The sequence below is a fragment of the Cellulomonas biazotea genome (genome assembly GCF_004306155.1).
In the GTDB taxonomy this organism is placed as follows: domain Bacteria; phylum Actinomycetota; class Actinomycetes; order Actinomycetales; family Cellulomonadaceae; genus Cellulomonas; species Cellulomonas biazotea.
In genome coordinates this window covers 1-8,312 of record NZ_BIMR01000293.1, presented here as the reverse complement: position 1 = coordinate 8,312, position 8,312 = coordinate 1, and the positions used below count along the sequence as shown (strand labels likewise).

General features: G+C 73.1%; 11 protein-coding genes. 2 read left to right on the top strand and 9 right to left on the bottom strand.

Annotated elements, in window-relative coordinates; genetic code table 11:
• The 7 genes from CBZ_RS16955 to CBZ_RS16925 form a co-directional block, all read right to left on the bottom strand.
• A partial coding sequence (locus CBZ_RS16955; RefSeq protein ID WP_165446829.1) for a flagellar biosynthetic protein FliO occupies positions 1-368 on the bottom strand: 368 nt, incomplete at its 3' end.
• Positions 368-1,081: a flagellar motor switch protein FliN gene (fliN, locus tag CBZ_RS16950; protein WP_130782659.1), complete on the bottom strand. Its 714-nt coding sequence runs from the start codon at positions 1,079-1,081 to the stop codon at positions 368-370. The genes CBZ_RS16955 and fliN, both read right to left, overlap by 1 nt.
• Complete coding sequence (locus tag CBZ_RS16945; RefSeq protein ID WP_130782658.1) at positions 1,078-2,007, bottom strand: flagellar motor switch protein FliM; 930 nt, start codon at positions 2,005-2,007, stop codon at positions 1,078-1,080. Before CBZ_RS16945 ends, fliN begins: the two co-directional genes overlap by 4 nt.
• A gap of 135 nt (positions 2,008-2,142) precedes the next feature.
• On the bottom strand, positions 2,143-2,655 hold the full coding sequence (locus CBZ_RS16940; RefSeq protein WP_130782657.1) for a flagellar basal body-associated FliL family protein: 513 nt from the start codon (positions 2,653-2,655) through the stop codon (positions 2,143-2,145).
• Position 2,656: 1 nt separating this feature from the next.
• Positions 2,657-3,556, bottom strand: coding sequence for an OmpA/MotB family protein (locus CBZ_RS16935; protein ID WP_130782656.1), 900 nt, complete (start codon positions 3,554-3,556; stop codon positions 2,657-2,659).
• Positions 3,556-4,338, bottom strand: a complete 783-nt coding sequence (locus CBZ_RS16930) for a motility protein A (RefSeq protein WP_130782655.1) — start codon at positions 4,336-4,338, stop codon at positions 3,556-3,558. The genes CBZ_RS16935 and CBZ_RS16930 overlap by 1 nt, the downstream gene beginning before the upstream one ends.
• Complete coding sequence (locus CBZ_RS16925; RefSeq protein ID WP_130782654.1) at positions 4,338-4,631, bottom strand: flagellar FlbD family protein; 294 nt, start codon at positions 4,629-4,631, stop codon at positions 4,338-4,340. Before CBZ_RS16925 ends, CBZ_RS16930 begins: the two co-directional genes overlap by 1 nt.
• A 193-nt stretch (positions 4,632-4,824) precedes the next feature.
• On the opposite strand from CBZ_RS16925, the gene CBZ_RS21085 reads away from it, so the two are divergent.
• Together CBZ_RS21085 and fucO are read left to right on the top strand one after the other, a co-directional pair.
• On the top strand, positions 4,825-4,968 hold the full coding sequence (locus CBZ_RS21085) for a hypothetical protein (protein WP_165446828.1): 144 nt from the start codon (positions 4,825-4,827) through the stop codon (positions 4,966-4,968).
• 109 nt (positions 4,969-5,077) lie between these two features.
• The gene (fucO, locus tag CBZ_RS16920) at positions 5,078-6,229 is read left to right on the top strand and encodes a lactaldehyde reductase (RefSeq protein WP_130782653.1); all 1,152 of its coding nucleotides are present in this window, start codon (positions 5,078-5,080) and stop codon (positions 6,227-6,229) included.
• 228 nt (positions 6,230-6,457) lie between these two features.
• Here the strand turns inward: fucO and CBZ_RS16915 are convergent, their stop codons facing one another.
• A complete protein-coding gene (locus CBZ_RS16915; RefSeq protein ID WP_130782652.1) occupies positions 6,458-7,636 on the bottom strand; it encodes a flagellar hook protein FlgE in 1,179 nt (392 codons plus the stop codon).
• 31 nt (positions 7,637-7,667) lie between these two features.
• Entirely contained in the window at positions 7,668-8,120 is a 453-nt protein-coding gene (locus tag CBZ_RS16910; protein WP_130782651.1) for a flagellar hook assembly protein FlgD, read from the bottom strand.
• Between the last annotated feature and the right edge of the window lie 192 nt (positions 8,121-8,312).

Sequence of the window (8,312 nt, the reverse complement as noted above, 5' to 3'; positions counted from 1 at the left end):
GGGCGGGACTCGCCGCCGGCGTGCGGGCGCGGGACGCCGGGCACGACGACGGGCTTCGCCGCCGGGGCCGGACGCGGCGCGGCGGCCGGGGGTGCGGGCTGCACCTCGACGACGGGCGCGAGCTCGGTGAGGAACGTGACCTGCTGCTCGCCGTAGCCGACGAGGAGCCGGCGCGAGCCGACGGCGACGACCGCGACGCCGGCGTGCCGTCCGACGGCCTGCCGCCCGACGACCTGCACCTGCGGCTCGCGCGACTTCGTGCCGCCCGCCGCGCGCCCCGCACCCCAGCGCCGACCGACCCACCACACGAGGCCGACGACGACGGCGAGCGACAGCACGACGCGCAGGAGCAGCATGACGGAGTCCATCAGCCGACCGTGCCGCCCGTCTCGTTCCCCGCGACGATCTCCGTGACGCGCACGCCGTAGACCTCGTCCACGACGACGACCTCGCCGCGCGCGACGAGCCGGCCGTTGACGAGCACGTCCGCGGGGCTGCCGGCGGTCCGGTCGAGCTCGAGGACCGCACCGGGCGCCAGGTCGAGGACCTGCCGCACCGACATCCGGGTCCGGCCGATCTCGGCCGTGAGCGTCATCTCGACGTCGTAGAGCATCCGCAGGTTCGCGCGCGGCGTCGGGACCTGCGAGGTCGTGGGCGTCGCGACCTTCGCGCCGCGGACCCGGACCGCGAACCACGCGGCGGGCGCGGCGCCCTCGGCCTGCAGCACGAACACCTCGACGTCGTCCCCGAGGACCCGCTCGACCGGCTCGGACCGTACGGTCTCCAGCACGCCGGCACCGAGGGTCCGGGCGGCCGCCTCGAGGGCGGGGCGCAGCGCGTCGGCGACCTCGAGCGGCACCGCGGACGCCGCGACGGCGTCGGTCACGGCCGGGCCCGCGACGAGCACGAGCTCCGCGCTCGGCGACCCCACGAACGACGCGACGAGCGCCGACGAGCCGGCGGGCACGTCGCGGTGCGTCGCGGCGGCCGCGGCGAGCGGCAGGGCCGAGGGCACCAGGGCGGCGGCCGCGTCGGCGGCGGTCTGCCCGACGAGGGCGCCGGTGGTCGGGGTCTGGGTCATGCGGGGATCTCCTCGACGGTGACGACCTGGCAGGCAAGTCGGGACCCGTGGCTGCCGGCGGCGGCACGGGCGAGCACGATCCCGTCGACGACCACGTCCAGCGGCTGGGTCGACGGGTGGGACAGCGGCAGGACGTCGCCGACCGCGAGGTTGACGACGTCGCGCGGGTGGACGGTCACGGGCTGGAACTGCACGGCGACGTCGACGGGCACGTCCTGCACGGCGCGCTCCAGGTCGTCGTGCGCGGCCTCCGCGGCACGGCGCTCCTCGTCGGAGCGGGCGTCGGCCCCCTCGGACGAGCGCAGCGCACCCAGCAGCAGGTCGGACGGCACCATGAACGAGATGCGGTCCTCGCGCTCGCCGACCCGCAGCAGGAACACCGCGACGAGCACGGTCTCCTGCGCGGCGACGACCTGCACGAACTGCGGGTTGTACTGGACGGACCGGACGGTCGCGCTGAGCGAGGTGATGCCCGCGAACGAGTACTCCAGGTCGCTCACGGCGTGCTGCAGCAGCTCGCGGACGAGGGTCCACTCCATCTCGGTGAGCTCGCGGCCCTCGCGCTCGTCGCCGCGGCCGTCGCCCCCGAAGAGGTAGTCGATCCACACGAGGGCGGCACCCACGGGGATCTGCAGGACGGCGGTCTGGCGGCTCGGCTCGAGCGTGCACAGCACCATCGCGGTGGGCGTCGGGAGGCCGCCGGTGTACTCGTCGTACGTGCGCAGCTCGAGGTCCTCGAACGTGACCTGGCTGATGACGCGCAGGCGGGCCGTCAGCTGCGTCGCGAACTGGCGGGCGACGCGCTGGAAGGCCATCTCGAGGTGGCGGGCGTGCTCGCGGGCGAGGGTGAGCGGCCGTCGGAAGTCGTACGGCTCGGGCTCGGCGGTGCGCAGCCGTCGGACGGGCTGCGGCGCGTGGGGTGTCACGACCACCCCTATCGGCGGGCGCGCAGGGGTCGTGAGCCAAACCCCTGACTTCATCCCCTCCGTCGCTTCCTGCGACGGACTGCGGGGCGGTGCGGGCGCCCTCCGTGGCGCCCTGGGTCGCCGGCTGCTGCCGGCCTACTGCGTGACGTAGTTCGTCAGGTAGACGTCCATCACCTCGCCCTCGTAGGCCTCGGCGAGCTGGTGCGCGAGGTCCGCCTTGAGCTGGTCGCGCGTCGCGGGGTCGGAGACCTCCGTGATGGACCGGCCCGAGAACAGGGCGATCGCGAGGTCCAGCGCACGGGCCGTGTCGGGCGTCTCGTGGCTGTCCGCGGTGAGCTGCAGCGCCATGCCGAGCCGCAGGTAGTGGCCGTCCGCCAGGTTGATGCTCACGGCGTCGACCGTGACGACGGCACCCGGCTCGGGCGGCGGCTCGACCTTCGGGGCGCCGTCCCCCTTGAGCAGGAAGAAGTACGCGCCCGCACCGGCGAGGAGCAGCACGAGGACGCCGACGACGACGAGGAGGACCTTGCGCGAGGGTCCGCGCTTCTTCTTCTCCTCCTCGGGCGGCGGGGTGGGCGCGGCCGACGACGAGCCGCCGATCTTCGCGCCGATCTTGGGCCCGGAGATGACCCGTTGCTCGATGGGCATGTCAGGCTCCTGCCGTGAGGGACGGCACCAGCGCCCGGACCTGCTCGGGCGCGGCGCTGAGGACGACGAGGTCGACGCGACGGTTCGCCGCGAGGGACGCCTCGTCGGAGCCGTCGACCAGGGGACGGGTGTCGCCGAAGCCGACCGACATGATGCGGTGGCCGGGCATGCCGTCGACCTCGACGAGGTGCCGCAGCACCTGGGTGGCCCGGTCGGCCGAGAGCTCCCAGTTGGTCGGGTAGCGGCCGGACACGGGGATGACGTTGGCGTGGCCCTCGACGGAGATGTTCTCCCCGAGCCCCACGAGCGCGGGCGAGGCGACGTCGAGCACGAGCCGTGCCGTGTCCGTCAGCTCGGCGCGCGCGGGCGCGAAGAACACGTCGTCGGCGACGAGGCCCAGGACCAGCCCGCGCTCGTCGATGCGGAACCGCACCGTGCCGTCGAGGCCGTTCGCGACGAGCGCCTGGGCGATGCGCTCCTTGATCTCCTGCAGGTGCTGCGCCTCGGCCTGCGCGGCGGCGAGCACCGCGGGGTCGAGCTGCTGCTCGGGGTCCTTCACCTGCGGGTTCATCGGGTCCGCGGCCTGCAGGCCGAGGCCGTTGTCCGCGCTCACCATGCCGGCCGAGCCGTCCGCGGGCGTCGTGTCCTTGTGCACCGTCGCACCGTCGAGGTTGCCCGACGTGCCGTCGAGGACCGACGGGGACGTCGTGGTGTCCATGAACCCCGCCGCCAGGGAGTCGCGCAGCGCGATGTACTTCTCCTGGTCGACCTGGCTGATCGCGAACAGCACGATGAACAGGGCCATGAGCACGGTGATCATGTCGGAGTAGCTGATCAGCCACCGCTCGTGGTTGACGTGCTCCTCCTCCTCGTGCTTGCGGCGACGCTTCGGGGCGCTCATCAGGCGGCCTTCGACTTCGGCTTGTCCTTGCCCTCGGGCACGTCGGGCAGCAGGCTGCGCAGCCGCTCGCCGACGAGGCGCGGGTTCGCGCCGGCCTGGACGGACAGCAGGCCCTCGAGCGTCATCTCCATCTGGTTGCACTCGAGGTCGGAGATGCGGCGGATGCGCGTCGACAGCGGCAGCCACACGACGTTCGCGGACAGGATGCCCCAGAGGGTCGCGACGAACGCCGCGGCGATCGAGTGGCCCAGCGCGGCGGGCTCCGACAGGTTCTCGAGCACGTGCACGAGCGAGATGACCGTGCCGATGATGCCGATGGTCGGCGCGTAGCCGCCCATGTCCTGGAAGTACTTGGAGTGGGCGCGCTCGCGGGTCCGCTTGGTCGCGATCTTGTCCTCGAGGATCGTGCGCAGGTCCTCGGGGTCGGTGCCGTCGATCGCAGCCTGCAGGCCGGCGCGCAGGAACTGGTCGTCGATCGTGCGGGCCGCGTCCTCGAGCGCGAGGAGGCCCTCGCGGCGGGCGCGGTCGGCCAGGCTGACGAGGGTGTCGACGGTCTGCGTCGGGTCCGGGACGCTGCTGCGCAGCGCGCGCGGGACGGCCGCGAACGACTCCTTCGCGTCGCGCAGCGTGTGCCCCGCCAGGCCGACGCCGAGCGTGCCCACCCACACGAGGAGCAGCGGCGCGGGCAGCATGATCGACATGGGCTCCGCGCCCTCGAGGATCATGGCCCCGAAGATCGCGACGAGGGCGACGACGAGCCCGATGACGCCTGCGGGATCCATCACACGCTCCGGGGACGCAGCGGCACCGCCGGGGCGATGGGCGCCTGCACGTCGTCGTCCTCGAGGTCCGGCACGAGCCCGATGTGGGGCGACGCCTGGATCTCGCGGGCGCGGGCGAGGATCGTCGCCCGGTGCTCGTTGATGCGGTCGATGACCTCAGGCAGCGACTCGGTGACGATGTACTTCGTCCCGTCGATGAGCGTGAGGATGGTGTCCGGCGCAGAGTCGATGCGCTGGACGAGGTCGGGGTTCACCCCGATCTGACCTCCGTTGAGGCGCGTCACGACGATCACGGCATACCGTCCCTGGTTCACTGCGTGCGGCTCTGTGCCGCCCCGGGCCCGTCCGTGGGCCCTGGTATCTCTCCGATCGGCCGTACCGGGCCGGACGTGAGGCTTTTCGACCACCGATCGGGCGGTCCGTTGACGGCTTCGGGGACGGGGAGGCCGTCTGACCTGCCGCGACGGTCGTCGACGGTCGAGAACGGTGCGTCAGGCAACCACCCGGACGGACCCGTCCGGGGCGTCGGGGTGGGTCGTCGCCGAGTTCCTGCCCGACGGCCTGACTGCGTCGCAGCGCCTGGGGGTGCGGCAGGTGCTCGACGGCACGAACGCCGACAGCCCCGACTGACCGCACCGCCCGAGGGGGCTCACGGGAGCAGGACTTTCGCCCCGTGAGTCCCCTCGTCGGACGCCGTGGAATGGGTGGAACGATTCAACGGCGAAGGAGCTGGTGTCGCGTGGTGCAGCGGATGATCTGGAACCAGACGGCGTACTTCGGTGCGGGCGCGATCGAGGTGATCCCCGACGAGCTCCGGCGACGCGGGTTCACCAAGGCGTTCGTCGTCACCGACCGGGCGCTCGTCGAGAGCGGGGTCGCGGGCCGGGTCACGCGCCTGCTCGACGACGCGGGCCTCCCCTACGACGTCTACGACGCGGTGCGGCCCAACCCGCCCATCGAGGACGTCCAGGCCGGGGTCGCCGCGTTCACCGCGTCCGGCGCCGACGTGCTCGTCGCGATCGGCGGCGGCTCGCCGCAGGACACGTGCAAGGCCATCGGCATCGTCGTCGCCAACCCCGAGTTCTCCGACGTGCGCTCGCTCGAGGGCGTCGCCGCGACCACGCACCCGTCGGTCCCGATCGTCGCCGTCCCCACCACCGCGGGCACCGCGTCGGAGACGACCATCAACTACGTCATCACGGACGTCGAGCGGCAGCGCAAGTTCGTCTGCGTCGACCCGCACGACATCCCCGTCCTCGCGGTCGTCGACCCGCAGATGATGTCCTCCGCGCCGCGCGCGCTCAAGGTCGCGACCGGGCTCGACGCCCTGACCCACGCCATCGAGGGGTACGTCACGAGGGGCGCGTGGGAGCTGTCCGACCTGTTCCACCTCAAGGCGATCCAGGTCATCGCCGGGTCGCTGCAGGCCGCGGCCGACGGCGACGAGGCCGCCGCCGAGCGCATGGCGCTCGGGCAGTACGTCGCCGGGATGGGCTACTCGAACGTCGGCCTCGGGCTCGTGCACGCCATGGCGCACCCGCTCGGCGCGTTCTACTCGGCCCCGCACGGCGTCGCGAACGGGATCCTGCTCGCTCCCGTCATGGCGTTCAACGCCGAGGCGTCGGGCGAGAAGTACCGCGACGTCGCCGCGGCGTTCGGCGTGGCCGACGCGCACACGATGCCGCTCGACGACGCCCGGGCCGCCGCCGTCGAGGCCGTCGCGGCCCTCACCCGGGACCTCGGCAACCCGACCCGACTGTCCGAGGTCGGCGCGACCGAGGCCGACGTCGCCGCGCTCGCCAAGGCGGCCTTCGAGGACGTGTGCGCGGGCGGCAACCCCCGCGAGGCGACGGTCGCCGACATCGAGACCCTGTACCGCACCCTCCTCTGACCCCTCCCCCGCCGACACCCGTCGGCACCCGCCCGCCCCCCGCCGACACCCGTCGGCACCCGCTGAGTTCGCCGGTCCGCGTCGGGTTCGCCGGCTCTGACCGGCGAACTCGGCCGCGACCAGCGACCTCGACGGGGGTGGTGGGCGGCAGGTCCGCAGCAGGCGTGCCCGGGGTGAGACGGCGACGGCCCCGCACCCCGGACGGGGGCGGGGCCGTGGCCGGGTGGGTCAGCGCTTGAGGTTGACCAGCTCCTGCAGGACCTCGTCCGACGTCGTGATGACGCGGCTGTTCGCCTGGAAGCCGCGCTGGGCGATGATCAGGCTGGTGAACTCGCTGGACAGGTCGACGTTCGACATCTCCAGCGCACCGCCCGCGAGCGACCCGCGGCCGCCCGTGCCCGCGGCGCCGACCTGCGCGTCGCCGGAGTTCACCGACGTGCGGAACAGCGAGCCGCCCGCCTTCTCCAGGCCCGACGGGTTGGTGAACGCACCGATCGCGAGGCGGCCGATGGTCTGCTTGAGACCGTTGCTGAACGCACCCGTGATCGTGCCGTCGGCGCCGAGCGCGAACGACTGCAGCGTGCCCGCCGCCTGGCCGTTCTGCGTGCGCGCCTTGACCGAGTCGATGCCGGAGAAGCCCGTCAGGGTCGAGATGTCGATCGCGACCGTGCCGACCGTGAGGGTCGTCGGCGTGGTGAGCGTGCCGTTCGCGGCGAACGTCAGGGCGCCCGCGTTGACCGTCGCGGCGCCGTCGGTGCCGGTGAGCGACCAGCCGGTCGCGCTCTTGGTGAACGTCAGCTCGAGCTCGCGTGCCGCGCCCGTCGCGTCGTAGACGTCGATCGTGCGGGTCAGGCTCGTGCCGACGGCGGCGTCCGCGTCGAGGTTGCCCTCGTACGCGGCGGTCGAGGTGGCGACGGCCGGCATAAGGGTCCCGGCCGGGACGCGCAGGTCGACGAGCGGACCGTTCGTGTCGACGACGCCGTTGACGGCCGCCCAGCCCTGGACCAGGGCGCCCTCGCCCGGCAGGACCATCTGGCCCGTCGAGTCGAAGTCGAACGACCCGGCACGCGTGTAGTACGTCTCGGCGCCCTTGCGCACCACGAAGAAGCCGTCGCCCTGGATCATCATGTCGGTGCTGCGGCCCGTCATCTGCGACGCGCCCTGCGTGAAGTTCGTCGTGATGCCCGCGACGCGCACGCCCAGGCCGACCTGCGCCGGGTTGGTGCCGCCGACGCCCGCCTGGGCGCCCGCACCGTTCTGCAGCATCTGGCTGAGGGTGTCCTGGAACTGCGTCTGCGACGACTTGAAGCCCGTCGTGTTGACGTTGGCGATGTTGTTGCCCGTGACGTCGAGCTGGGTCTGGTGGGCGCGCAGGCCCGAGATGCCGGAGAAGAGCGAGCGGAGCATGGGATGTTCCCTTCGGTGGGTGCTGCGCGGGTCAGGCGGTGGGGCCGGTCGAGCCGGCGGAGGCGGGGGTCGCGGTCGTGACCGCGGAGACGGCGTCGAGGGTGACGTCCTTGTCGCCGACCTTCACGGTCGGCACCGAGCCGGCGTAGGACACGGCGGAGACGACCCCGGAGTGCGCGGCGCCCTCGGCGTCGGTCCAGGTGACCTGCTGCCCGACGAGCTGGGCGGCGGCCATCCGCATCTGCAGCGCGAACGACTCGCGCTGCGTGCCGGCGAGCTCGACGAGCGACTCCATGGTGGAGAGCTGCGTCGTCTGCGTCATGAGCTGCGAGGAGTCCATCGGGCTCGACGGGTCCTGGTTGCGCAGCTGCGCGACGAGCAGGTCGAGGAACGCCTGCTTGTCGAGGTCCTTCTTCGGCGTCTTCGTGGTGGACGTGTCGGCGGTCCGACCCGTCGCGCCGAGGAACGAGACGTCGATGCTCATGGTGCCTCCGGGGTGGTGCGCAGGTCGGTCGTGCGACGGTCGGTGCGAGGAACGGCAGCGGCGTGGTGCCGGTGGGTGCCGGGCGGGGCGGGCCTCACAGGTCGAGGTCCAGCCCGGACGACGCCCGTGACGGGCCGGGCGGGGCGCCCCCGCCGACCTCGGCGCCGCGGACCTCGCCCGCAGCGGAAGGGG

Excerpts from the sequence above, each read along its gene's own strand:
- fliN (WP_130782659.1), bottom strand. The coding sequence starts at position 1,081 with ATGACCCAGACCCCGACCACCGGCGCCCTCGTCGGGCAGACCGCCGCC.
- CBZ_RS16940 (WP_130782657.1), bottom strand. The coding sequence starts at position 2,655 with ATGCCCATCGAGCAACGGGTCATCTCCGGGCCCAAGATCGGCGCGAAG.
- CBZ_RS16935 (WP_130782656.1), bottom strand. The coding sequence starts at position 3,556 with ATGAGCGCCCCGAAGCGTCGCCGCAAGCACGAGGAGGAGGAGCACGTC.
- CBZ_RS16930 (WP_130782655.1), bottom strand. The coding sequence starts at position 4,338 with ATGGATCCCGCAGGCGTCATCGGGCTCGTCGTCGCCCTCGTCGCGATC.
- CBZ_RS16915 (WP_130782652.1), bottom strand. The coding sequence starts at position 7,636 with ATGCTCCGCTCGCTCTTCTCCGGCATCTCGGGCCTGCGCGCCCACCAG.
- CBZ_RS16910 (WP_130782651.1), bottom strand. The coding sequence starts at position 8,120 with ATGAGCATCGACGTCTCGTTCCTCGGCGCGACGGGTCGGACCGCCGAC.